The following is a 23,500-nucleotide window of genomic DNA, read 5'->3' as shown; positions in this document are numbered from 1 at the left end:
GTATTTTATATCATATCTATTAATAATTAATAATCATATTTTTCTCCTTTATAAAAAATTTTTATTTAAAATAAATTTAGTCTATGCTTATATCAGCTATAAACTAAACAATTTTTATCCTGGCTTAAAAGATAGGTAACCAAGCAGTCTGTAATTAATTTTATATTTTATGACTTTTAGATTATCAGTGCTTTTATTTGATGTTATAGTCAAACAAATGAACTATAACATCAATTATTTTCATTAAAAATTATTTTAATATAGCACCAGTATTAGCAGACTGAACAAGTTTTCTATATCTTCCAAGCCAGCCTCTAATTTCTTCTAAAGGTTTAATAGCAATCTCTTTTCTTCTTTTTTCCATTTCTTCATCAGAGATTTCTAAATTGATTTTATGATTAGGAATGTCTATACTAATGATGTCATTTTCTTTTATAAAAGCTATTTCTCCTCCGCTTGCAGCCTCTGGCGAAACGTGTCCTATAGAAGCACCTCTTGAAGCACCAGAAAATCTTCCGTCAGTGATTAAAGCAACATCTTTATCAAGCTTCATACCAGCAAGAGCAGAAGTAGGGTTAAGCATTTCACGCATACCAGGTCCGCCCTTAGGTCCTTCATATCTTATAACTACAACATCACCTTTATTTATTTTACCAGCATATATAGCAGCTATTGCAGATTCTTCACTGTCAAATACTCTTGCAGGTCCTTTATGTACAAGCATTTCATCAGCAACAGCAGAACGTTTAACAACACATCCGTCTTTAGCTATATTGCCCCAAAGTATAGCAATTCCTCCTGTTTTGCTGTAAGGATTTTCTATATTTCTTAAAACATTATTATTTTTATTAACAGCATCTTTTATATTTTCAGCTATTGTTTTACCTGTAGCAGTAAGAAGCGAAGTATTTATAAATCCGCCTTTATCAAGCTCTTTCATAACAGCAGGTATTCCTCCAGCTTTATATAAATCTTCTATATAGTTATGTCCCGCAGGTGCTAAATGACAAAGATTAGGTGTGCGGTCGCTTACTTCATTTATAGTTTTTAAATCTATTGGTATTCCAGCCTCATTAGCTATAGCAAGCAAGTGAAGTACACTGTTTGTAGAACATCCTAATGCCATATCTACAGCAAGAGCGTTTTTGAATGATTCAGGAGTTATTATATCCAATGGTTTTATATCTTTTTTTAATAATTCCATAACCTGCATACCAGCTTTTTTAGCAAGCAAAGTTCTGGCAGAATATACAGCAGGTATGGTTCCGTTTCCCGGTAAAGCTATACCTAAAGCCTCAGAAAGACAGTTCATGCTATTTGCAGTATACATTCCCGCACAAGAACCGCAGCTAGGACAAGTATTTTGTGCATATTCTTCTAATTCAGCATCATTTATAAGATTAGCCTTTTTTGCTCCTACTGCCTCAAATATATTAGATAAACTTATTTTCTCATCTCCATGATCACCCGGAAGCATAGCTCCTCCGCTTATAACGATGCCCGGTATATTCATTCTTAAAAGTCCCATTATCATACCCGGAACTATTTTATCGCAGTTAGGCACTAGAACAACTCCGTCTAAACCATGAGCTATAACCATGCTTTCAACAGAATCAGCTATTAACTCTCTAGAAGGAAGAGAATACTTCATACCCAAGTGTCCCATAGCTATACCATCACAAACGCCTATTGCAGGTATAAGTATAGGTGTGCCTCCTCCTATTAAAACTCCAGCTTTAACAGCCTGAGAAAGTTTATCAAGATGTATATGTCCTGGTACAATTTCACTATATGCAGAAATAATTCCAATCAGAGGTCTTTTTAATTCTTCATCTGTATAACCCATAGAATAGAATAAAGATCTGTTTGGTGCTCTTTCATCACCTTTTAATACTCTATCGCTTCTTAAAGAACTATTTTCTCTGAAACTCATAATTATTTCTCCATTTAATAAAATTGTTTAAAATGTATTTACCCATTCTATTAGTAGAATGATAAAAAATCAAGCATTTTTTTTATCATTAAAATGATGCATGCTTGTATTTTTTATTTTTTTACTATATATTATATAATGTTAGGGTTTATTTTTGTATACCCCCTATCCTAATTATCTTAATCAAAATTATTTTATTTTGAATCAATAATTTTATTTGGAGTTGCCATGTTTAAAAAAGTCGGATTGAAATTTCAAATCACAGCCATTATATTAGTACCTATTATAGTAATTATTATATTAGCAAATACTGTAATTATGTTGTATGTAGGTAATATAACTAAAAATTTGTCTTATAAAATATTACAGGAAACCTCATTAAGAGAAGCTAATGATATAAAATTTAATATAGAAAAACATCTATATAATGTTATGGGGCTTAAAGTTAATATAGAAAATATTTATAACAGAGGAATAAGAGATAGGGTAACATATAAACAATTAACATCGGTATTTTTTAATAGCCTTCCTGATGATATAAATGGCTTATCAATAGCATTTGAACCTAATGCCTTAGATAATGATGCAGATTATACCAATTCAGAATATAGAGCCGCTAATGGAAGATTTAATTATTATATATCAAGAAACGGAGAAGCATATTTAGGAATAGATACTTTTAATGTAGACTATTATACAGAACCTAAAAGAACAGGAGATGTATATGTATCAGGAGTTTATAATTCTACAGTTAATGCTGATACAGTATTATTTACTTTATGTATTCCTATAACTCCTCAAAATAAATTTATAGGTGTTATATATGTTGATATTTTTGTAGATTCTATTACTGCTTTGCTTGGAAATATAAAACCTTTTGCAGAAACAACAGTTGAATTATACGATCAGCATGGATCTGTTATATATGATACTTATAATGTGGCTAATGTTTCTAAAAATATTTATGAAGTATATCCTCATTATAAAGAATATAGTGTCTTTGAAAATATACAGTCTGGTAAATTCTCAATAATAGAAGCCTATGGAGCAATAGCAAAAGAAGATTATACATATGCTTTTACACCTATAGAAATTTCTAAAGGTGTATATTGGGGACTTTGTTTATCTACTCCTAGAGATATAATATTGAAAGATAGCAATGTTATGAAGAATGTTTTTCTTATAATTTTGATTTTGATAATTGTTATGCTCTTCTTAATTATCCCGTACATCATAGGAAGAAAAGTATCAAATGTTATAAATGCATTATCAAAAGATATTTTAGCTATGTCTGAAGGTGATTTGACTAGAGAAATACCTAAGCATTTTGATAAGAGAAAAGATGAATGGGGTGATATAGCAAGAGGCTGGGATAAAGCTATGAATAACTTTAACAATGTAATAAATACTGTTAAAAATTCTGCAGAACAGGTTTCTACAGCAGCAAATCAGGTTTTGATAGGAAACAATGATTTGTCTGAAAGAACAGAATCTCAAGCTTCTAGTTTGGAAGAAACTGCTGCATCTATGAATCAGATGGCTAGTGCTATTAAAGAATCTGCTGAAAATGTAGCTACAAGTACTTCTATGGTATCAGAGGCTAAGGAACATTTAACTAAGGCAGGCGAAATAGTAGAAGACAGTGTAAGCAAAATGGACGATGTTTATGAGGCAAGCAATAAGATTATGGATATTACTAAACTTATAGAAAATATTGCTTTTCAAACTAATATACTTGCTTTAAATGCTTCTGTAGAGGCGGCACGTGCTGGTGAGCAAGGGAGAGGTTTTGCTGTAGTGGCAAGCGAAGTAAGAAACTTAGCACAGAATACTCAGGAATCAGTAAAAAATATCACTTCATTAATAACAGACAGTAATGAAAAAATTCATTTAGCTGCTAAAAGTGTTAAAGAGTCAAAAGATATATTTATGGAAATATCTGAAAAGATGGATAATGCTTCTTCTTTGATGGACAGAATAAATACAGCAGCTCAGGAACAGGAAAAAGGTATAGAACAGATAAATATAGCAATTAATAATATGGATTCTGCTGTTCAGAAGAATGCGGCTTTGGTTACTGAGGCTACTTCAGCGTCAGAATCTTTATTAAATGAAGCTAATGAGCTTATCAATGCTATAGAATATTTTAAATTAAGAAATTGATAGTCATTACATAAATAATAATTTGATGATTTAATTTAAACAGCAGGCTATTGTCTGCTGTTTATTTTTTATAAAAATTGTCATAAATGTTTTATTTACTCTAAAAATTAAATAATATAATAGTGTTTGATTCATTTTATTTTATAAAATCATATTGTAATTTTTGTTAGAATTATATAATATTATATTATATAATTCTAACAAAAAGGAGTTTATTATGTCTATAATTAAAGAGGAAACTGTAAAACTATTAAATGAACATTTAAATTTGGAGCATTATTCTGCAAATCTTTATTTTAATATGGCTGGATGGTGTGATAAGCAGGGATTAAAAGGATGCAGCAAATTTTTATATAATCATTCATCAGAAGAGCATACTCATTTAGAGAAGTTCAGAGAGTATATAAATAAGGCTGGAGGTCAGGCTATCATGGGAGAGATGAAAGCTCCTGAATATAATTTTAATTCTGTTGAAGAGTTATTTGAAAATATTGTTAAGCATGAAGAATATATTACTTCCTGCATCAATAAACTTGTAGGCATATCAATGGATAATAAAGATTATGTTACATTGAAGTTTTTAGAATGGTTTGTTGAGGAGCAGCTTGAAGAAGAAGAGTTGTTTAATGATATACTTGATAAGATTAAAATTTTAGGCGACTTAAAAGGCAGAAATCTTTATACATTTGATAAATTTGTAGGTAATTTGGATACTGAGGAACATGGTTCTTAATTTAGCATAAAAATTATAGGGTATGTTTTATTTAAATATACCCTAATTTCTTAATCTTACATTTTCTTTTATTTTTCAATATAAATTCAATAAATTTCTAAAAAGTATGTTATAATTTTAGATATATCTAATTTTTTATTTGATAAATTTAATATGGTATTATAAAATAATATCAGGTTATAAAATATATAAAAAGGAGTTTATTATGTCTATAATAAAAGAGGATACTATAAAATTATTGAATGTACAATTAAATAAAGAGCTTTATTCTGCTAGTCTTTATTTCAATATGTCAAGCTGGTGTGATAAACAAGGATTAAAAGGATGCAGTAAATTTTTATATGGACACTACAAGGAAGAAATAGAACATTTTGAAAAATTTAGAGATTTTATTAATAAAGTAGGCGGACAAGCTGTAATTAGCGATATTCAGGCTCCTCAAAGTGATTTTAAATCTGCTGAAGATTTATTTGAAACTATACTTAAGCATGAACAGTATGTAACATCATGTATAAATGAATTAGTTGGAAATGCTATGGATAAAAAAGACTATATTACTTTAAGGTTCTTAGATTGGTTTATACAAGAGCAGCTTGAAGAAGAAGAGTTATTTAATGATATACTTGATAAGATTAAAATTTTAGGCGATTTGAATGGCAGAAATCTTTATACATTTGATAAAGCTATAGGCAATTTAGATACTGAAAAACATGCAAGCAGCATAAGTTTATAATTGATAAAAAATATATTATATAGAGAGGGTATATGATTGGTAAATTTTTAAATATTTTCAAAAAAAACGAAAAGATAAATACTGATAATATACCCCCTGAAGAAAAAATAACAGCAGAAAATTTCTTTAATTATGACAAATCAAATCCTTATGAAATACGTGCTGTTAATCTCACAAAATATTACGGCAAGAGAAAGATTATAGGCGATATTTCCTATAGCGTTAAGCAGGGAGAGGTTGTAGGGCTTTTAGGTCCTAATGGTGCTGGAAAAACTACTAGTTTTTATATCACAGTAGGATTCGTTACTGCAACTTCAGGAAATGTATACTTGAACGATTTGGATATAACAAAACTTCACATGCATGAGAGAGCTACACTTGGTATAGGTTATTTACCTCAGGAGGCATCTATATTCAGAAAACTTTCAGTTGAGGATAATCTTCTTGCTATACTCGAATATAATAAAAATCTTACTCAAAAAGACAGAATGGATATAACTGATATGCTTCTTGCAGAGTTTAATATTACTCATGTAAGAAAGCAAAAAGGATATACGCTTTCTGGCGGTGAAAGAAGAAGATGCGAAATAGCAAGAGCATTAACTGTTAATCCTAAGTTTATATTATTGGATGAGCCGTTTGCAGGAGTTGACCCTATAGCCGTTATTGATATACAAAATATTATAGCATCATTAAAAGAAAAGGGATTAGGCATATTAATTACTGACCATAATGTACGCGAAACTTTAAGAATTACAGACAGAGCATATATTATGGGCAATGGACAGATATTGGTAAAAGGAACTCCTGAAGAGATAGTTAACAATCCATTAGCACGTAAAGTTTATTTAGGCGAATCTTTTACTATGTAATGCTTTATTTATATTTTTTATACTAAAGCTACATCAAGAACCATCATTACTACAAAGCCTAATATAAATCCGAATACTCCGAAATGATTATGTTCATCAGCAACAGCTTCAGGTACAAGTTCTTCTATAACAACATATATCATAGCACCCGCAGAAAAAGATAAAGCAGCAGGAAGTATAAATGTAAGTTCTGTAACAGCTAAAGCACCAATAACGGCAGCAATAGGCTCTACTATACCTGATACAGCTCCGAATAAGAAAGATTTAAAATTTGATACACCATTTGTTTTAAGCGGAAGAGATACAGCAGCCCCTTCAGGAAAGTTCTGCAAGCCTATGGCTAATGCAAGCACCAAAGCGGCATTGAATGTAACTCCGCTGTTTCCTATTGAAAATGCTCCGAATGTTATTCCTACAGATAAGCCTTCTGGTATATTATGCAAAGTAACGGCTAGAAATAACAGTATATTTTTTGAAAGTTTGGTATCTGTTCCTTCTTTTTGTTCGCTTCCGTTTATTATATGCATGTGAGGAAGTATTCTATCTAGCACCCATATAAAAAATGAACCGAATAAAAATCCTGCAGCTGGTATAATCCAATTAGGCAGATTTATATTTTTTGATAGTTCTATTGAAGGTGCAAGCAATGACCAGAAACATGCAGCTGTCATAACACCAGCGGCAAATCCATACATAGATGAAAGCACTTTAGATTTTACTTCTTTAGCAAAGAAAAATACAAGTGCTGAGCCTAATGCTGTAAAAGAAAATGTTATGCCGCCTCCTAATAATGCTAATGCAACTGGTGATAAATTTTCTGTCATTTATTTAGCCTTTTTAGTATTATTTTTTATCATCAATTATATATTCTATTATAGTAATTTCAATATGATAATTTTAATACTTATTAGTAATAATTGTTAATAATATTTGATTATTTTTTAAATAAATTATAATATATATGGATTAATTTTTTGTTTTAGTTTATATTATTCAAATAATTTTTTGTTCAGGAATAGGAGATTTTTATTATGAGTAATTATAGTGAAGATAAATATTTTGATAAAGACTGTATATTTTGTAAAATAATAAAGGGAGAAATTCCTTCCAAATTTATAAAAGAAAATGAATACTGCGTAGTATTTGCAGATTTAAATCCTAAAGCTAAAGTACATTTACTTGTTGTTCCTAAGCCTCATGTTAAAAATATATTAGAGATAGATGATTTTTTAATGGGCAAAGTTTTAGAAACTATAAAAGAAACAGCAAAAGAGCAGGGATTAGATTCATTTAGAGTTATAAATAATTGCGGAAAAGGTGCAGGTCAGACAGTATTTCATGTGCATTTTCATTTACTGCATGATGATAATTTAGAAGAATAAAAATTATAAAAAATAATTATTTTGGAGTTAACATAATGATAGACAGTCATTGCCATCTTACATATATATCGAAGAAGAGTAAGGAATTAAGCGAAGTTTTGGAGCGAGCTAATAAAGCTGGTATATTTTATTTTATTGATATAGGCGTTCATCCTAATGATTTGGATGAGCGTATGTTTATACTATCAGATGCGGAGGGTGTTTTTTTTAGTATAGGCTACTATCCCGATTATGCTAATGAAAATGATGAGGATACTATAAAGGCTTTTGAATTAAAAATAAAAAATCTAAATAAAAAAACTTTAAAAAATAAAAATAAAACTTTATATGCTGTAGGTGAAATAGGGCTTGATTATAATCATGATGATTCGAATAAGAATGAGCAAAAAGAGTTTTTCAGTGCTTTATGCGAGGCAGCAAAGAATACTGATTTGCCTGTATTAATACATACAAGAGATGCTTTTAAGGATACTTTTAGAATATTGAGAGAAGCTGATATACCAAAAAGAGGAATAATACATTGCTTCAGCGGTAATGTTGAAGATGCAAAAAATGCTTTGGATTTGGGATATATTCTCTCTTTTTCAGGTTCTTCTACATATATGAAAAACGATTTTATAAGAGAGGCAGCCAAATATGTGCCTAAGGATATGTTTACAATAGAAACTGATGCTCCGTATCTAACTCCGCAAAAGGTAAGAGGAAGAGCCAATGAGCCTGCTTTTATACCATATACTGTGGAGGTTCTTGCCGATGTAAGAGGAGAAAGTTCTGAAGATATTATGAGAACTGCTTTAGAAAATACTGTAAGGGTTTTAGAACTGCCTATAGATTTAAATAGAATTTAATTTGATAAAATAAAAAACTCTCTGTAATAATAATTACAGAGAGTTCCATTAATTAAATGACTAATGAAGTTATAATGCTTTCACAATTTCTTTTAATTTATTTAAATCATCTGCATTAGGGTGTCCCATAGCATTTCCATGATTTGCTAATTTAGATTGTATAACTTTTTTCTCATCTTCAGAAGCAGCTTTTTCAAGCATATTTTCTAAGTTTTTCTTCTGACCTTCTATCCATTGACCTTGACAAGCATAAGTTCCAACTAAAGTATTAGAAGAGTCTAAGAATGTTTTTACAGGATTAAGCATTTTATCATAATAAGTCTGATTATCTCCATAGCCTACGGTCATAAATAAGAATACTTTTTTATTTTTTAATGTCTGCATGAATTTTCCTGCAGCTTCATCGCATGTTCCTTTATAGCTTCCAGCTCCTACAAATACCAAATCAGATTCATTAATTTTGGCATTGTCGGCAGAATCAGCTTTAACGCATTGTAAACATTCTCCATTAGCAGATTCTTTTATAGCTAAAGCCAATTTTTCAGTATTGCCGCTTTTACTTGTATATACAATAGAATATTTCATTTTAATTTCTCCTTTGTTAGATTAATCTAATAAATTATAACATTTTTATAAATAATTGCAATATACTATATTACCGTATAATGTATTTTTTATAGGTTTAAAATACTTGCTATTATATGAATATTATGTTATAATAAACAAATTGTAAACTAGCAATTAATTTATTTTTAATAGAGTATTATATCAAGGAGAAGGCAAATGGAAGTTATCTTAAAAAAAGATTTTATATCATTAGGTTATGAAGGTGATATATGTAAAGTAAAAGACGGCTATGCAAGAAATTACCTTATTCCAAGAAATATAGCAGTAATCAAAAATGCTGCTAATTTAAGAACTTTAGCTCAAATGCAGAAAAGTTTAGAGAAAAAAAGAGCTAAAAGAAAAATGGAAGCTGAAATACTTAAAGGTAAAATAGTTGATATCAGTGTAGTTATACCTATGAAAGTAGCTGAAAACGGTAAATTATATGGTTCTGTTAGTCAGCAAACTATAGTTGATGCTTTAAAAGAAAAAGAAATTGACATAAATAAACGCGATGTTCACATGGAAAAACATATTAAAGAACTTGGCGAATTTGATGTTGAAATAAAATTATATCATAGCGTTAATGCTAATATCAAAATTAAAGTTGTTAATATGGACGCTGCTGCAGAAGAAGTAGTAAAAGAAGAAAATGCAGAAGTTAGTCAGGAACAATAATTATCCAAATACTTAATAATAGGCATAATATTCAATGAATAATACACCATGCTCAATAGAGGCTGAAGAGTCTCTATTGGGTGCAATGCTTCAAAACTCACAAGCTATATCCGTATCTCTCTCAAAAATAAAATCCGCTGATTTTTACAGCGAAAGAAATCGCATGCTCTATGAAAGCATAATAGAAATGCATAATAGAGGAATAGCGGTAAATGCAGAAACAACTTTAAGATATCTTAAAGAGAATAATTTATTTGAAAAAATTATTCAAAATGATGAAGCATATTTGATGCGTATTATAGACGGTACGCCTTTTCATCAGAATGCAAAATATTATGCTGAAATAATTGCTGAAAAATCATTGCTTAGAGATTTAATAACTGCAACTCAGGATATACAAAAATCAGCCTATGAAGCTAAAGATGCTGAAACAAAAGAAATAGCTGATTTTGCTGAAAAAAAGATTTTTGAGATTACTCAAAGAAGATTAGATAATGATTTTATACATATCCGCGACTTGCTTTATGAGGCTTTAACTACTATAGAAAGCAGAAAGAAACATAAAGGTACTGTTACAGGAGTTCCTTCTGGTTTTATAGGATTGGATAAAGTAACTCACGGATTTCAGCCTTCGGATTTGATAATACTTGCTGCAAGACCTTCTGTAGGTAAAACAAGTTTTGCTCTTAATATAGTGGAGCATGTTATCACTAATATTGAAACTGCAGGATTTGGAATAGGATTTTTTTCTCTTGAGATGAGCAGAATGCAGCTTGTTGAAAGATTAATAGCAAGCAAGGCTAGAATAGATTTATCAAGAATAAGGTCTGGTAATTTAGAAAAACAGGAATGGGTTAAACTAGGACAGACATTTAATAGCTTATCTCAGGCTAATCTTTTAATAGATGATTCCAGCCAATTAACTATAATGGAGATACGCGGAAAAGCTAGGCAGATGAAATATAAATTTGCCGAACTTAGTAAGACTTCAGGAAAAAATATTGATTTAAAACTTGTAGTTGTGGATTATTTGCAGTTAATACATTCAGGTACACAAAGCAGAAGAAACGGTACTAGAGAGCAGGAGATAGCAGATATTTCAAGAGGGCTTAAGGCTTTGGCTAAAGAGCTTAATGTACCAGTTATATCTTTAGCACAGCTTTCAAGGGCTGTTGAGCAAAGACAGGATAAGCCTAGACTTTCTGATCTTAGAGAGTCTGGTTCTATAGAGCAGGATGCTGATATCGTTATGTTTCTTCATAGACAAAGACCAAATAAAGAAAATAAAGAGGATGAAGTTATAGATGACAGAACGAATCAGGTAGAGGTTATACTTGCAAAACATAGAAATGGTGCTATACTTGATGGACTGCCTCTTAATTTTATAGCAGATCAAACTAGATTTGAAAATATAAAACCTTATGAGAAGGAGTAATTTTATTATGGAACTATTTGATGTAAAAATAGAATTATGCAAAGGTATAAAGAATAAAATTAATTATTTCTTAGCAACATTAGGAGAATTTGCCAGTTTGCAAATAGAAATATTAAAATATACTTTCAGACCTAATTTTTCTTTTAAACTTTTAAAAGAGCAAATTGTAAGAATGGGTGTAGATTCTTTTATTGTAGCTGGTGTTACGGTTCTTTGTACTGGTATGGTTATGTCTTTGCAGATAGCTGTAGTTCTCGACAGTGTATTAAAGGGTATTTCTCAGTTTGTAGGTTCTATGGTTGGTAAGGCTATGGTTAAAGAGTTATCTCCTATGCTTCTTGCTTTAATATTTGCGGGCAGGGTAGGAAGTTCTGTTACAGCTGAAATTGGAACTATGCAGGTAAGTGAACAGCTGGATGCTTTGAAAACTCTGTATACTAACCCTATAGAGTATGTTGCTGTGCCTAGGTTTTGGGCTGCTGTTATATCTCTTCCTATGCTTACTGTTTCTGCCGATGTTATAGGTGTTTTGGGAGGAGCAATAGTTACAGTATTTGTTTTGCATAGCGATCCTATGCATTATTTTGACAGGGCAATTGCAGTTATCACTGTAGGGGATTTTATAGGAAGTTTGATTAAATCAACTATATTCGGTGCTGAAGTTATGCTTATATCTTGTTTCTATGGATTTAGAACTTCAGGCGGTGCTGAAGGTGTAGGAAAAGCTACTACTACAAGCGTTGTTTACAGCTTCATGATAATACTTATAACTGACTATTTATTGGTTTCAATACTTGGTATGTTTGGAATGTAATATTTATAATAGACTTATTTCAAAAGTACTTGACAAGATTATATATGAAATTTTAGTAATTTATAAATTATAAAAGTAATGTTTTATATGTCGCATAAATTATTATTTTAGTGTGTAAATATGCAGTCCTTTTGCTTCTCGCCGCAGGCGTACTTCGTATGGGGCACCACCGAGTAGGTGCCTTGACGGCAAAAGAAGTGGGGGTTGCCGAAGGCACGCAGAGCGGGCACGACTGTGTGCTTCGCAGGCTAGTCCCCACAATTAATAAATAAAATTAGTTTTGAAACAAGTTTAATAATTTATATATAATAAAAAGAGAATGCTTTTATATAGCTTGCTCTTTTTTATTTTGTGTTTTTATATATCTTTATAAAATTCTTTTAAAGCCTCTCTTGCAATTTCTCTGTCATCAAAATGTATAGTTTTATCAGGGAATATCTGATATGTTTCATGCCCTTTCCCTGCTATTATAACTATATCATTTTCTTTGGCCTCTTTTACAGCTTCAAATATAGCATCTTTTCTGTCTATTATTTTTTTATAATTATTGTTTTTAAATCCTTTTTCAATATCATTCATTATTTGATTAATATCTTCAGTTCTTTGATTATCTGTTGTAAGTATAGCTTTATCAGAGTATTTTTCTGCAATGGCAGCCATTATAGGACGTTTTTTTCTATCTCTGTCGCCTCCGCATCCGAATACAACTATAACTCTATTAGGATTTAGTTTTCTAGCTTCTACTAGTATATTCTCCAAACTGTCTGGGGTATGAGAATAATCAACAGCGACTATAAATGGATGTTTTTCTTTTGTTACTATTTCAAATCTTCCTGCTACCTGAACTTTTTTCATTGCTTTTATAGATTTTTCTATATCTAGTTTGTATTCATAACAATAGGCTAAAACTGATAATGAATTTAATATATTAAATCTTCCGAGCATTGATAATTTTACTTTTGATATAAATTTGCCCTTAGCATAGAATTCATATTCTGTATTCTTTGAGTTTAAAGAAATTATTTTTCCGTAATAATCAGCTTTTTCATTTAATCCGTAAGTAACCATTTTTATATCAAGTTTTTTTATATAATTAGATATTTTTTTGAAATTATCAGTATCTATATTTATTATTGCAAGCTTTTTCTTTTTGCAGCTGTCTTTTAAAAGAGAGAATAGCTTTAATTTTGCTTTAAGATAAGTATTCATATCACCATGATAATCAAGATGATCTTCAGTTATATTAGTAAAAATAGCAGTGTCATATTGAATATAATCGCATCTGTTCATAGCAAGTGCCTGAGATGATGCCTCCATTACAATATGCGATACATTTTTATTTAATGATTTATCAAATATGTTTTCCAAATCTATTGATTCAGGAGTAGTTAAATTTGTTTTAATTTCTGTTTTTCCTATCATATTTTTTATTGTACCTATTAGAGCTGTTTTATTTTTATTAGCTTCTAATACAGATTTTAATAAATATGTAGTTGTAGTTTTTCCATTAGTTCCAGTTATTCCTATAGTATTTATTTTTTTAGTAGGCTCATCATAAAAATTGGCTGATATATAAGCTAAACATTCTCTAGGATTTTTAACTGCTGCAAAATATATATTATTATATTTGTTTTCTAATTCCTTTATAAAGTTTTTATCAGCAGAAATATCATATATTATTATAATAGCTTTATTGTTAATTGCACTTTCTATATATTTATGCCCATCATCTTTTAAGCCTTTTATGGCAACAAATATATAATCTTTTTTTATTAACCTTGAATTATAGGCTATTCCTTTAACTGCAGTATTAAGACATTCTTTTGTTAATGGTTTTTGAGTTTTATAATTTTTTATAAGTTCTTTAAAAAGTTTCATCTTTTTATTCCATTTTGTTATTTTTCATGTACATATTATATACTAAAAATAATATTAATGGTAAAAGATATTATTAATTTTTTGCTTCTTTATTATTTTTAGATTCTATTTTTAAATATAAAATATCGTTATTGTTATTATCTCCTGCTGATGTAAAACCGTTCATTATAGCAGTTTCTATGAATCTATTCGGAGATGAATATTCTGCCTCTTCTGCACTCAATACTTTTACCTCTTTTTCCAAACGTTCTATTTCTTTATCCAATTTAGATATTTCAACAAGTATTTCATTTGCTTTAACATTTCTTGCAAAGGTGAATATGCATATAACAATTACAAACAAAACCATAATAATAAATAATGATCCGATAGAGTATGTATTTTTTTCTTTATGATTATCCATAATCTTCTCCATAAAAATAAAAAATAGTTTATATTAATTGAGCTGTTCTCATTTTAGCACTTCTGCTTGCTGGGTTTGATTTTATTTCTTCATTTGTCGGAGTTATAACTTTAGAATTTAGCAGTTTAAATATTCCTTTTTTATTTTTTGTATTTTCATTCTCTTTGAAAAATTTTTTTACTATTCTGTCTTCTAATGAATGATAGCTTATTATAACAGCAACTCCATTATGTTTTAATATATTCGGTATCTTAGATATAGAATCTTTAAGTATATTAAGTTCATCATTAACTTCTATTCTTACAGCTTGAAACACCAATGTTGCAGGATGAATTTTTCCATATCTTTTTGATTTATCAGTATTATGAAATATTATATTTTCCAATTCTCTTGATGTTTCTATATTTTTTTTGTTTCTCTCTTTTACTATTATATTGGCAATTTTGGCAGCATTATGAATTTCACCGTATTCTTTAAATACCCTCTCCAGTTCTTTTTCACTGTAAGAATTAATAACATCATAAGCACTTTTTTCATTTATTCCAAGCCTCATATCTAGTTTTGTATTATCTTTAAACGAAAAACCTCTTTCAGCTTTTTTAAAATGAAATAAAGAAACTCCTAAATCATATAGAATAAAATCTGCATTTCCTATTATGCTTTTATCAAGAGATTCCAGCATTTTATTGTATGTATTATTATAATAGTGAAAATTGCTGTATTTATTTAATCTTTTTTTGGCAATTTCTAATATAGTTTTATCTCTTTCAAAACTATGAACCTCAAGATTTAAATCCAGCATAGCCTTTGTATGTCCGCCTTCTCCTAAAGTGGCATCAATGGCTATTTTGGCATCATTAGGAATGAATCTTAAAACTTCTTTTAACATAACAGGAGTATGTACTATTTCTAATTCATCATCACCGCAAATCATCTGTAATATTATCGGAATAATGATTTACTAAAATTATCCTGCTATATCTCCGTATTCTATATTTGTTTCTCCGTCAACATAAACTATTAAGGAATGATGTTTAAAGTAATCAGGCTCAAACAGTATATGCATGGTTGTATCTGGTCTGCTTTCATCTTCATCAAAGTCTATTAATAATGTATCTATATACATAGCATCAAAGAATTCTTCTTCTTTTATAGGAATATTTATTATTTCCCCTAATTGATTTTTATATGTATTTTCTTCTAACTCTTCACATGTTATAACCCATTCCTCTGCTAAAGTCAGACACTGTTTTGAAATAAGAAATTCTGAAATATTTTTTTTATGCCCCTCAATCCATTTTAATATTTCATTTATTTTATCTAAATGTTTTAACAATTTTTCTGATTTATTTTCTACATCTCCAAAATCTATTAATAGCAATATTTTTTCATCTCCCCATAAATCACAATGCGATTCATAAGAAAAATAGTCATTTTCATAGAAATCTTTTATATTTTTGTCGTTCATAAAATACCTTCGCAATTTGAAATTATTAATTCATTATAAATATAATAATATATTTCGTAATTTTCAACATATTATTATTTTTTTTTATGTCCTATTGCCTCTATTATTATTTGGCATATATCCTCATCTGTAAAATATCCGCTGTCTAATGTAAGATTATAATTTGTCATATTTCCCCAATCTTCTCCAGTATAATATTTATAATAATTAGCTCTGTATTTATCAGTATTTTTTAACACAGTTTCTGCCTGATCCAATTTAACTCCATACTGACTAGTTATTCTTTCTATTCTGCTTTTATCTGGGGCATGTACAAAAATATTAAAACAATTATATAAATCTTTTAATACAAAACTAGCACATCTTCCTATTATTACGCATTCTTCTTTGGAGGCTATGTTTTTTATTACTTCGCTTTGAATTTCAAACATCTTATCCAACGTAGAATATGTAGCTTTAGATGAAAATGGGCTTGAAAAATGATCTTTATGGAATGCACTGAAAAATAGATTATCACTTGTAAATTTTTCTTCTTTTGCCTCAAGATACTCTTTATTTATTCCAGTTTTTTCAGCAACAACATCTATTAATTCCTTATCATAGAAATTAATATTTAATTTTTTTGCCAGCATTTCTCCAATAAACCTGCCTCCGCTTCCATATTGTCTGCTAATAGTTATAATTTTTCTGCTCATATTTTTACCGCAATTAATATATAATTTTTTATTATAATATAAAAAAAAATTTAGTCTATACAATTATGTTTACATATTTTGATAGTTTTTTAAAAAATAGTTTGATTTTTTTTTAACAAATTGATATTATTTAGTCATAATTATTATTATTGTTTATAATAATAATTGTTAGTAAAATCATATTTATTGAGATTTCTTTAATTTTTATTTTGAACATTAAAAAATTATTATTAATTGGAGGGATAATTATGGCTGCTAAAACATTAGAAGAAGTTTTATATTCAATATTTCAAGGTGAATCAAATGCTGCAAATAGATATAGTATGTTTGGAAAAGCATCTAATAATAAAGCTATTCAAAAAGTTTTTTCTACTACATCATTAGCTGAGAAAATACATGCTGAAAAAATGAGAAAACTTGCTTTAAGAAGCGGATTAGACATGAATAAATTTGTACCAGAGATAAATCCTGTAACACCTGGAAGCGACAGAGATAATCTAGAAGCAGGTATAAAGGGTGAGGTTTATGAATCTACAATACTTTATCCTCAATTGGCACAAGTTGCAGTAGAGCAGAAAAATAAATTAGTCAGCGATACAGTAAATTCATTGGGAAAAGTTGAAACAGAACATGCAAAGTTGTTTCAGGATATAATAGATAATTTCTTAAATAAAGATGGAGAAGTTACTTTTTATCTTTGCCCAAGCTGCGGTAATATATACAGGGATAAAGCTCCTGATACATGTGAAACTTGCGGCGGTTCGGGTAAGATGTTCCAAAAATATTAATTAAATTATAAAACTACAAATTTTATTTATTCTTTTATAAATAATGTTATTGACTTTATAATGAAATTATGTTATGTTAATACATAAGTATTGTTTTGTTAAATATTTAATACTGAATAACGGGGTGAATAATGAATATAGGTATAACAATCATCTCCGTTGTAGTTGCTTTTGTTTTTGGATATATAACCCGTTTTGTTATAGCTAAGATAAAGCTTAACTCTACGGAAATAATAACACATAAGTTGCTTCAGAGTGCAAGAGAACAGGCAGATAATGAGAGGAAAACTATGCTTTCTGAGGCTAATTCTGAAATACAAAAAGAGCGTAATAGATTAGAAAGTGAGAATAGAGATAGAAAGGCTGAAATTCAGAAATTAGAAAATAGAGTGCTACAACGAGAGGCTAATCTTGATAAAAAATCTCAATATTTGGAAAATAAAGAACATAATATTGAGAATAAGATGAAAAAGATAAAAGAGCAGGAAGAGAAATTAGAGCATCTTATAGAGGAAGAGGAAAAAGAGTTAGAGAGAATAGCTGGACTTACAAAAGAGGAAGCGAAATCTAATTTAATAAGCGATATAGAGGAAGATGCTAAGAAATCTGCTGCTAAAATAGTTGACAATATAGAGAAGAATGCCATAGAAACAGGGGAAAGAAAAGCAAGAGAAATTATAGTGCAAACTATACAGCGTCTTTCCAGCGAGGTAGCTCAGGAATCTTCTGTTACATCAGTGTCTTTGCCTAGTGAGGAAATGAAAGGCAGAATCATAGGCAGAGAGGGAAGAAACATTAGAATGCTTGAAACACTTACAGGGGTTGATATCATTATAGATGATACTCCTGAAGCAGTTGTAATATCTTGTTTTGATCCTGTTAGAAAGCATATAGCAAAAGTTTCATTAGAGAAACTTATTTTGGATGGAAGAATACATCCTGCTAGAATAGAGGAAGTTGTTGAAAGAACTAGAAGGGAAGTAGAAGATTCTATAATGGAAGCTGGAGAAAATGCTATTGTAGATTTAAATCTAACTACTATGCATCATGAACTTATAAGGCACATGGGAAGGCTTCAATATAGAACTAGTTATGGTCAAAATATGCTTCTTCATAGTAAAGAGGTTGCTAATATTGCGGCAATGATAGCTGCTGAGATAGGTGCTAATGTTGATTTAGCCAAAAGAAGTGCATTTTTGCATGATATAGGAAAGGCTATAGAAACAGAGGGTGAAGGATCTCATGCTATGAGCGGTGCCGATTTGGCCAAAAGATGCGGAGAAAAAGAAGAAGTTGTAAATGCTATAAGAGCTCATCATAATGATGTTGATACTCAGACAGTTGAGGCTGTTATAGTTAAAGCTGCCGATGCTATTAGTGCGGCAAGACCTGGTGCTAGAAGAGAATCTTTTGAAAGCTATATAAAACGTTTGGATAATTTAGAAAAAATTGCTGATAGTATTGAAGGGGTTGAAAAATCATTTGCAATACAGGCTGGCAGAGAACTTAGGGTTATGGCTAAAAGCGATATAGTAGATGATGTTCAGGCTAAACAAATAGCTAGAGATATTGCTAAGAGAATAGAAGATGAACTTAAATATCCGGGAATAATAAGAGTTACTGTTATTAGAGAAACTAGAGCAGTTGAGGTTGCTAGATAATTTATTTTAAAGGGTAAATGTGAAAAATGTCTATAAAGAATATCTTGTGTCTTGGTGATATAGTCGGAGTTACTGGCCGTTATGCTGTAAGAAGGCATTTAGAAGAGATAAAATTAGAGAATGATATAGATTTTGTTATAGCTAATGGGGAGAATGCTGCTAACGGTATAGGTATCACTAGAGATACAGCAAATGAATTGTTTGATTCTGGAATAGATGTACTCACTTCAGGCAATCATATATGGAATAATAGAGATGTTTTTGCTCTAATAGGCAATGAACATAGGCTTATTAGACCATATAATTATCCTAATGATGCTCCTGGACTTGGATATTATATATATGATATGTTGGATTGTAAGATTGGAGTTTTAAATCTTATGGGCAGAACTTTTATGGATCCTTTGGACTGTCCTTTTAAAAAGGCTAATCTTGCAATTAAGCATATTAAAGAAAGAACGAATATTATATTTATAGATTTTCATGCAGAAGCTACAGCTGAAAAAATAGCATTTTCATATTATCTTGAAGGTCAGGTTTCATGCATATTCGGTACTCATACACATGTTCAGACTGCAGATGAGAAGGTATTGTCATCTCATACGGCTTATATATCTGATTTAGGTATGTGCGGAAGCTATAATTCTGTTATAGGAATGAAAAAAGAGCCTGCTATAGCAAGATTTGTTACAAGAATGCCTCATAGATTTGAAGTGGAAACTACAAGCCCTATGATTAATGGTATAGTTGTTCAGGTGGATAGTGCTACAGGAAAGGCTAGTTCTATAAAAAGAATAAATATAGTATATCATAATGATCAGGTAGAAAGACAGGAAAAATAGTTTTCAGAGTTTATAATTATGGATGATAATAATAGTCCTAGAATATTTATTAGGCATTTTATAATATTCTATATTGAAGTTGCAGTTATTCATACTTTTACTTATATAATTTTTGGTATTATATTTTCAAATTTCTTAGATTACAGTACCATTTACAGCAATAGTATTGTTTCAAATTTTATGAGAGGTTTTGAATCTCCATTAACTGTTATAGGTCCGTTTTTACAGCCTATAAGGTCAATATTTATAGCTATAGCTTTGTATCCGATGAGAAAAATTATAGCAACTAGATTTGGATGGTTTATATTATGGCTTATATTTGTATGTATTGGTATAATATCATCACCTGCCGCAGCACCTTCGTCTATAGAGGGTATTATATATACTCAGCTTCCAATAGAGTTTCATCTTATAAACTTACCAGAATTGCTTTTACAAACTCTTAGTTTTTCTATAATATTATGGATTGCAGAGCTTTTACCTCATAGAGAAAAGGAATTTTCAAATAGGGTTTTTTTACTAAAAATTTTCTTTTCTATACTTTTAACTATGATAGGTATATTTTTAACTTCAGTTTCTGGAATAATATTAATGAATTTTCTGGAATTGGATTTTGCTAATGCTAAGCTGGATAGAGGTACAGTGTCGTATCTTACAGCAATATCAATACTAACAATAATAGTTTCTTATGCATTTGGAGATAAGGTTTGTAAAAATAGATTATGGCTTCTTCTTACAATTCCTATGCTTCTGCTTATATATATAGGGTTTCCTTATGGATATAATTATTTATTCAATACAGTTTATAATACAGAGATGGCATTAGTTCCTTATGGTTTATCATCTGTAATAGTATGTATAGTTTATTATTTTATATTTGCAGTACTATATAGAAAAATAAGATGCAGAAATAAGATTGATAATTCTAATGATGAGGGTATAAGTGATGATACAAAACCTGCTGAATTAACAGATAGTGAAAATTCTAATAAATACAATGAATATAATGCAGATGATACAGAAAATAAAAACAATATAGAAAATACAGATAATACAGATAATAACAATTCAAATTAAAATGATTTCTTACATAATCATAAGAAGACATAATAATTAAAATGTTCATTAATTAAGCAACAATAATTATAAAATGTTGTTAAATTTGTATAAAATGTTGTTTAAATTTAATAGAGTAGCTCATTTTTTATTAATTTAACGTAAATTTATTATTAAACTATAAAACAGCATATTTACTTATATGTTTTTTAATATATTATTAATATTAATAATAAAATATTAGAAGATGTGCTTATGATTAATAGATTTATTTTTTACACATTAGTTATATCAGTATTATTTAGCATTACTCCTTTATTTTCAGAAAATGGTGTAGAGAGAGCATCAGATAACCCTAATTTCAGTGCTTCAAAATTTAATAATTGGCTTTTAGTGGCTTCTTTTGATGGAAACAATATTCCTAGTTTTAAATTTATAGAGAAGACTGAAGATAAATATTGGGAATTAAAAAATTCTGAAACTAAAGAGTATACTTATAAAGGTAAAAATTCGAATGCTGGTATATTTTTTATATCAAGCATGCAGTATTATCAATACAGAGGATATAATCCTTTATATACCAAAAAAAGGAACAGAGAAAATGCTGATGCTATAAAACGTTTTTACTTCTATAGATTTACAGGAAAAGGCGGCGGAATAATATCATTAGATAATACTTTGGTGGCAATAGATACACGTACAAAATATGTATATATATATGGTGTTCCAGTAGAGGAGGATAAAGTATTTGGAGTTGAAGTGCCTTTGAAATGGGGACCTTCAGATACTGTTTATTATAAAAATTCACTTCTTCCTTTTTATGAATATGATCCTGTTGGTCATGTAAATGAAGATGGTACGGTTGTTTTATATCCTTCATATCAGAATTCTTTTTTAGATAAAGAGAATCGTTATCAGCCTTTCTATAATAAGAAATATATTTATAGATAATTCATAAATTGAAAAGTTTTATTAACATTAAAGCTATCACTTTAACGTGATAGCTTTTTTATTTTTATCAAAAATCAAAAGTTAATGGATCGCTTCCTATTCTATCTCCATTTTCCAAATTATTTATATTTTCAATATCCTCTCTATCAAGTTTGAAATCGAATATATTTATGTTTTCTTCTATTCTTTCTTTAGTTTTAGATTTTGGAATGACTGATATATTACTTTCTATATTCCATCTTAATATAATTTGAGATGGTGTTTTATTATATTTTTCAGCGATTTTTTTTATTGTTTCATTATTTAATAATTTTCCTCTGGCAAGCGGGGACCATGCCTCTACAACCATATTATGTTTTTGACAAAATTCTATCAGTTCTTTTCTAATTAGATTAGGATGTCTTTCTATTTGATTTAAAACAGGTGCTATATTACAATGAGCAAATATATCATTTAGATGTTTTATTTCAAAATTACTTAATCCTATAGATACAGCTTTTTTACTTTGGCATATATTTTCTAATGCCCTATATGTGTCTAAATATCTTTCTTTATTTTGACCAGGCCAATGAATTAAAAGCAGATCCACGTAATCCATATTAAGTTTTTTAAGACTTTCTTCAAATGATTTTCTTGTAGAATTGTATCCCTGTTTTGTATTCCATATTTTAGTTGTTATAAATATTTCCTCTCTTTTTATGCCTGTTTTTCTTATAGCATTGCCAAGTTCTTCCTCATTATCATAGAATTGTGCAGTATCAAATTTTCTATATCCAGCATCTATTGCCCATTTTACAGCATTTTCAAGCTCTTCTCTGTCAGTCATCTTGTATATGCCAAGTCCTAATATAGGCATTTCTACTGAATTATTAAATTTAAGCTTAATCATATTTATCTATCCTTTTATCAATAGTATTGTTTTACTAATTATATATAAAATTTATAAAAAATTCTAAATTAATTTATCATTATCATACTATTTTTTTATTTTATATAATGTATAATAGTTATGGGGATAACAAAAAATGTTTTATTGTTTTTACCATTTTCCGATAATATTTATATAATTAACATAATATTATATTTGGGGGTTTCAATTGGCTATTAGCAATGGTTACGAAAAATATAAAAAGGTTGATGTAAGCACAGCCTCACAAAATAAACTTATTATTATGCTGTATGACGGTGCTATTAAATTTTTAGAAACAGCTTGTTCTGCTATGGATAAAAAACATGGTACTGAAGAGGCACATAATAATATATTGAAAGCACAAGAGATAATATATGAACTGTTAGCATCATTAAATTATGAAGCTGGAGAAATAGCTGACAGATTAGCATCTATATACACATATATGAATCAAAAACTTACAGAAGGTAATATATCTAAAACCAAACCGCCTCTATTAGAAGTTATAAGATATCTTAAAGAACTTAAAACAGCTTGGGAAGGTGTGGAAGCTCAGTTGTCTAAGGGTAATACTTCAGCATCAGCTCCTAAAAAAGATGAAGATTCTTCAAATACAGAAAGTAAATTAAATATAACAGGTTAAGTAACTAT

24 protein-coding genes are annotated in these 23,500 nt (G+C 29.2%); 15 read left to right on the top strand and 9 right to left on the bottom strand.

The genetic code is table 11. The features are described 5' to 3' along the window. Window positions 1–250 precede the first annotated feature (250 nt). Window positions 251–1,933 (bottom strand): dihydroxy-acid dehydratase, encoded by a 1,683-nt coding sequence (gene ilvD, locus Q0J69_RS04025; RefSeq protein ID WP_297204528.1) that lies wholly within the window; start codon window positions 1,931–1,933, stop codon window positions 251–253. Between the two features lie 228 nt (window positions 1,934–2,161). Here ilvD and Q0J69_RS04020 point away from each other — a divergent pair, with 228 nt between their 5' ends. From Q0J69_RS04020 to lptB, 4 genes are all read left to right on the top strand, one after another. Beyond that, window positions 2,162–4,096: a methyl-accepting chemotaxis protein gene (locus Q0J69_RS04020; RefSeq protein WP_297204527.1), complete on the top strand. Its 1,935-nt coding sequence runs from the start codon at window positions 2,162–2,164 to the stop codon at window positions 4,094–4,096. A 217-nt stretch (window positions 4,097–4,313) separates the two neighbouring features. Then, complete coding sequence (locus Q0J69_RS04015) at window positions 4,314–4,829, top strand: ferritin (RefSeq protein ID WP_297204526.1); 516 nt, start codon at window positions 4,314–4,316, stop codon at window positions 4,827–4,829. A 205-nt stretch (window positions 4,830–5,034) separates the two neighbouring features. Next, window positions 5,035–5,562, top strand: coding sequence for a ferritin (locus tag Q0J69_RS04010; protein WP_297204525.1), 528 nt, complete (start codon window positions 5,035–5,037; stop codon window positions 5,560–5,562). Window positions 5,563–5,594: 32 nt separating this feature from the next. Next, on the top strand, window positions 5,595–6,434 hold the full coding sequence (gene lptB / locus Q0J69_RS04005) for an LPS export ABC transporter ATP-binding protein (RefSeq protein ID WP_297204524.1): 840 nt from the start codon (window positions 5,595–5,597) through the stop codon (window positions 6,432–6,434). A gap of 17 nt (window positions 6,435–6,451) precedes the next feature. On the opposite strand, the gene Q0J69_RS04000 is transcribed toward lptB, so the two are convergent. Continuing rightward, window positions 6,452–7,258 carry a ZIP family metal transporter gene (locus Q0J69_RS04000; protein ID WP_297204523.1) on the bottom strand — a complete coding sequence of 269 codons (807 nt, stop codon included), beginning with the start codon at window positions 7,256–7,258 and terminating at the stop codon, window positions 6,452–6,454. A gap of 207 nt (window positions 7,259–7,465) precedes the next feature. On the opposite strand from Q0J69_RS04000, the gene Q0J69_RS03995 reads away from it, so the two are divergent. Together Q0J69_RS03995 and Q0J69_RS03990 are read left to right on the top strand one after the other, a co-directional pair. Further along, window positions 7,466–7,816 carry a histidine triad nucleotide-binding protein gene (locus Q0J69_RS03995; RefSeq protein WP_297204522.1) on the top strand — a complete coding sequence of 117 codons (351 nt, stop codon included), beginning with the start codon at window positions 7,466–7,468 and terminating at the stop codon, window positions 7,814–7,816. Window positions 7,817–7,851: 35 nt separating this feature from the next. Beyond that, window positions 7,852–8,664 carry a TatD family hydrolase gene (locus Q0J69_RS03990; RefSeq protein WP_297204520.1) on the top strand — a complete coding sequence of 271 codons (813 nt, stop codon included), beginning with the start codon at window positions 7,852–7,854 and terminating at the stop codon, window positions 8,662–8,664. A gap of 69 nt (window positions 8,665–8,733) precedes the next feature. Here Q0J69_RS03990 and Q0J69_RS03985 read toward each other — a convergent pair whose 3' ends face one another. Beyond that, window positions 8,734–9,249, bottom strand: coding sequence for a flavodoxin family protein (locus tag Q0J69_RS03985; RefSeq protein ID WP_297204518.1), 516 nt, complete (start codon window positions 9,247–9,249; stop codon window positions 8,734–8,736). 198 nt (window positions 9,250–9,447) lie between these two features. Between Q0J69_RS03985 and rplI the strand changes: the two genes are divergently transcribed. From rplI to Q0J69_RS03970, 3 genes are read left to right on the top strand one after another with little or no spacing between them, the layout of a single operon-like run. Then, window positions 9,448–9,948 (top strand): 50S ribosomal protein L9, encoded by a 501-nt coding sequence (gene rplI, locus Q0J69_RS03980; RefSeq protein ID WP_297204517.1) that lies wholly within the window; start codon window positions 9,448–9,450, stop codon window positions 9,946–9,948. Window positions 9,949–9,982: 34 nt separating this feature from the next. Beyond that, entirely contained in the window at window positions 9,983–11,383 is a 1,401-nt protein-coding gene (gene dnaB / locus Q0J69_RS03975) for a replicative DNA helicase (protein WP_297204516.1), read from the top strand. A gap of 7 nt (window positions 11,384–11,390) precedes the next feature. Further along, window positions 11,391–12,197, top strand: a complete 807-nt coding sequence (locus tag Q0J69_RS03970; RefSeq protein ID WP_297204514.1) for an ABC transporter permease — start codon at window positions 11,391–11,393, stop codon at window positions 12,195–12,197. 357 nt (window positions 12,198–12,554) lie between these two features. Here Q0J69_RS03970 and Q0J69_RS03965 read toward each other — a convergent pair whose 3' ends face one another. The 5 genes from Q0J69_RS03965 to Q0J69_RS03945 all read right to left on the bottom strand — a co-directional run bounded on the left by Q0J69_RS03965 (window position 12,555) and on the right by Q0J69_RS03945 (window position 16,641). Continuing rightward, a complete protein-coding gene (locus Q0J69_RS03965; RefSeq protein WP_297204513.1) occupies window positions 12,555–14,075 on the bottom strand; it encodes a UDP-N-acetylmuramoyl-L-alanyl-D-glutamate--2,6-diaminopimelate ligase in 1,521 nt (506 codons plus the stop codon). A gap of 73 nt (window positions 14,076–14,148) precedes the next feature. Continuing rightward, on the bottom strand, window positions 14,149–14,478 hold the full coding sequence (locus Q0J69_RS03960; RefSeq protein ID WP_297204512.1) for a LapA family protein: 330 nt from the start codon (window positions 14,476–14,478) through the stop codon (window positions 14,149–14,151). A 28-nt stretch (window positions 14,479–14,506) separates the two neighbouring features. Continuing rightward, entirely contained in the window at window positions 14,507–15,412 is a 906-nt protein-coding gene (rsmH, locus tag Q0J69_RS03955) for a 16S rRNA (cytosine(1402)-N(4))-methyltransferase RsmH (RefSeq protein WP_297204511.1), read from the bottom strand. Window positions 15,413–15,445: 33 nt separating this feature from the next. Next, complete coding sequence (locus tag Q0J69_RS03950) at window positions 15,446–15,946, bottom strand: DUF2262 domain-containing protein (RefSeq protein WP_297204510.1); 501 nt, start codon at window positions 15,944–15,946, stop codon at window positions 15,446–15,448. Between the two features lie 74 nt (window positions 15,947–16,020). Continuing rightward, window positions 16,021–16,641: a cytidylate kinase-like family protein gene (locus Q0J69_RS03945; protein WP_297204509.1), complete on the bottom strand. Its 621-nt coding sequence runs from the start codon at window positions 16,639–16,641 to the stop codon at window positions 16,021–16,023. A 248-nt stretch (window positions 16,642–16,889) separates the two neighbouring features. On the opposite strand from Q0J69_RS03945, the gene Q0J69_RS03940 reads away from it, so the two are divergent. The 5 genes from Q0J69_RS03940 (at window position 16,890) to Q0J69_RS03920 (ending at window position 21,939) form a co-directional block, all read left to right on the top strand. After that, entirely contained in the window at window positions 16,890–17,429 is a 540-nt protein-coding gene (locus Q0J69_RS03940; RefSeq protein ID WP_297204508.1) for a ferritin family protein, read from the top strand. A 131-nt stretch (window positions 17,430–17,560) separates the two neighbouring features. Continuing rightward, window positions 17,561–19,090, top strand: coding sequence for a ribonuclease Y (gene rny, locus Q0J69_RS03935; RefSeq protein WP_297204506.1), 1,530 nt, complete (start codon window positions 17,561–17,563; stop codon window positions 19,088–19,090). Between the two features lie 26 nt (window positions 19,091–19,116). Beyond that, window positions 19,117–19,932, top strand: coding sequence for a TIGR00282 family metallophosphoesterase (locus tag Q0J69_RS03930; protein WP_297204505.1), 816 nt, complete (start codon window positions 19,117–19,119; stop codon window positions 19,930–19,932). An 18-nt stretch (window positions 19,933–19,950) separates the two neighbouring features. After that, window positions 19,951–21,009, top strand: coding sequence for a hypothetical protein (locus tag Q0J69_RS03925; RefSeq protein WP_297204504.1), 1,059 nt, complete (start codon window positions 19,951–19,953; stop codon window positions 21,007–21,009). A gap of 234 nt (window positions 21,010–21,243) precedes the next feature. Further along, the gene (locus tag Q0J69_RS03920; protein WP_297204503.1) at window positions 21,244–21,939 is read left to right on the top strand and encodes a hypothetical protein; all 696 of its coding nucleotides are present in this window, start codon (window positions 21,244–21,246) and stop codon (window positions 21,937–21,939) included. A 67-nt stretch (window positions 21,940–22,006) separates the two neighbouring features. Here the strand turns inward: Q0J69_RS03920 and Q0J69_RS03915 are convergent, their stop codons facing one another. After that, window positions 22,007–22,828, bottom strand: a complete 822-nt coding sequence (locus Q0J69_RS03915; protein WP_297204502.1) for an aldo/keto reductase — start codon at window positions 22,826–22,828, stop codon at window positions 22,007–22,009. Window positions 22,829–23,036: 208 nt separating this feature from the next. Between Q0J69_RS03915 and fliS the strand changes: the two genes are divergently transcribed. Beyond that, window positions 23,037–23,492 carry a flagellar export chaperone FliS gene (gene fliS, locus Q0J69_RS03910; RefSeq protein ID WP_297204501.1) on the top strand — a complete coding sequence of 152 codons (456 nt, stop codon included), beginning with the start codon at window positions 23,037–23,039 and terminating at the stop codon, window positions 23,490–23,492. The last annotated feature ends 8 nt before the right edge of the window (window positions 23,493–23,500 follow it).

The sequence above is a fragment of the uncultured Brachyspira sp. genome (genome assembly GCF_944388875.1).
GTDB lineage: Bacteria > Spirochaetota > Brachyspiria > Brachyspirales > Brachyspiraceae > Brachyspira.
This window is presented reverse-complemented; position numbering and strand designations above follow the sequence as displayed.

What these genes read in the sequence shown, in the direction of transcription:
- ilvD (WP_297204528.1), bottom strand. Translation starts at nt 1,933, where the DNA reads ATGAGTTTCAGAGAAAATAGTTCTTTAAGAAGCGATAGAGTATTAAAA.
- Q0J69_RS04020 (WP_297204527.1), top strand. Translation starts at nt 2,162, where the DNA reads ATGTTTAAAAAAGTCGGATTGAAATTTCAAATCACAGCCATTATATTA.
- Q0J69_RS04015 (WP_297204526.1), top strand. Translation starts at nt 4,314, where the DNA reads ATGTCTATAATTAAAGAGGAAACTGTAAAACTATTAAATGAACATTTA.
- Q0J69_RS04010 (WP_297204525.1), top strand. Translation starts at nt 5,035, where the DNA reads ATGTCTATAATAAAAGAGGATACTATAAAATTATTGAATGTACAATTA.
- lptB (WP_297204524.1), top strand. Translation starts at nt 5,595, where the DNA reads ATGATTGGTAAATTTTTAAATATTTTCAAAAAAAACGAAAAGATAAAT.
- Q0J69_RS04000 (WP_297204523.1), bottom strand. Translation starts at nt 7,258, where the DNA reads ATGACAGAAAATTTATCACCAGTTGCATTAGCATTATTAGGAGGCGGC.
- Q0J69_RS03995 (WP_297204522.1), top strand. Translation starts at nt 7,466, where the DNA reads ATGAGTAATTATAGTGAAGATAAATATTTTGATAAAGACTGTATATTT.
- Q0J69_RS03990 (WP_297204520.1), top strand. Translation starts at nt 7,852, where the DNA reads ATGATAGACAGTCATTGCCATCTTACATATATATCGAAGAAGAGTAAG.
- Q0J69_RS03985 (WP_297204518.1), bottom strand. Translation starts at nt 9,249, where the DNA reads ATGAAATATTCTATTGTATATACAAGTAAAAGCGGCAATACTGAAAAA.
- rplI (WP_297204517.1), top strand. Translation starts at nt 9,448, where the DNA reads ATGGAAGTTATCTTAAAAAAAGATTTTATATCATTAGGTTATGAAGGT.
- dnaB (WP_297204516.1), top strand. Translation starts at nt 9,983, where the DNA reads ATGAATAATACACCATGCTCAATAGAGGCTGAAGAGTCTCTATTGGGT.
- Q0J69_RS03970 (WP_297204514.1), top strand. Translation starts at nt 11,391, where the DNA reads ATGGAACTATTTGATGTAAAAATAGAATTATGCAAAGGTATAAAGAAT.
- Q0J69_RS03965 (WP_297204513.1), bottom strand. Translation starts at nt 14,075, where the DNA reads ATGAAACTTTTTAAAGAACTTATAAAAAATTATAAAACTCAAAAACCA.
- Q0J69_RS03960 (WP_297204512.1), bottom strand. Translation starts at nt 14,478, where the DNA reads ATGGATAATCATAAAGAAAAAAATACATACTCTATCGGATCATTATTT.
- rsmH (WP_297204511.1), bottom strand. Translation starts at nt 15,412, where the DNA reads ATGATTTGCGGTGATGATGAATTAGAAATAGTACATACTCCTGTTATG.
- Q0J69_RS03950 (WP_297204510.1), bottom strand. Translation starts at nt 15,946, where the DNA reads ATGAACGACAAAAATATAAAAGATTTCTATGAAAATGACTATTTTTCT.
- Q0J69_RS03945 (WP_297204509.1), bottom strand. Translation starts at nt 16,641, where the DNA reads ATGAGCAGAAAAATTATAACTATTAGCAGACAATATGGAAGCGGAGGC.
- Q0J69_RS03940 (WP_297204508.1), top strand. Translation starts at nt 16,890, where the DNA reads ATGGCTGCTAAAACATTAGAAGAAGTTTTATATTCAATATTTCAAGGT.
- rny (WP_297204506.1), top strand. Translation starts at nt 17,561, where the DNA reads ATGAATATAGGTATAACAATCATCTCCGTTGTAGTTGCTTTTGTTTTT.
- Q0J69_RS03930 (WP_297204505.1), top strand. Translation starts at nt 19,117, where the DNA reads ATGTCTATAAAGAATATCTTGTGTCTTGGTGATATAGTCGGAGTTACT.
- Q0J69_RS03925 (WP_297204504.1), top strand. Translation starts at nt 19,951, where the DNA reads ATGGATGATAATAATAGTCCTAGAATATTTATTAGGCATTTTATAATA.
- Q0J69_RS03920 (WP_297204503.1), top strand. Translation starts at nt 21,244, where the DNA reads ATGATTAATAGATTTATTTTTTACACATTAGTTATATCAGTATTATTT.
- Q0J69_RS03915 (WP_297204502.1), bottom strand. Translation starts at nt 22,828, where the DNA reads ATGATTAAGCTTAAATTTAATAATTCAGTAGAAATGCCTATATTAGGA.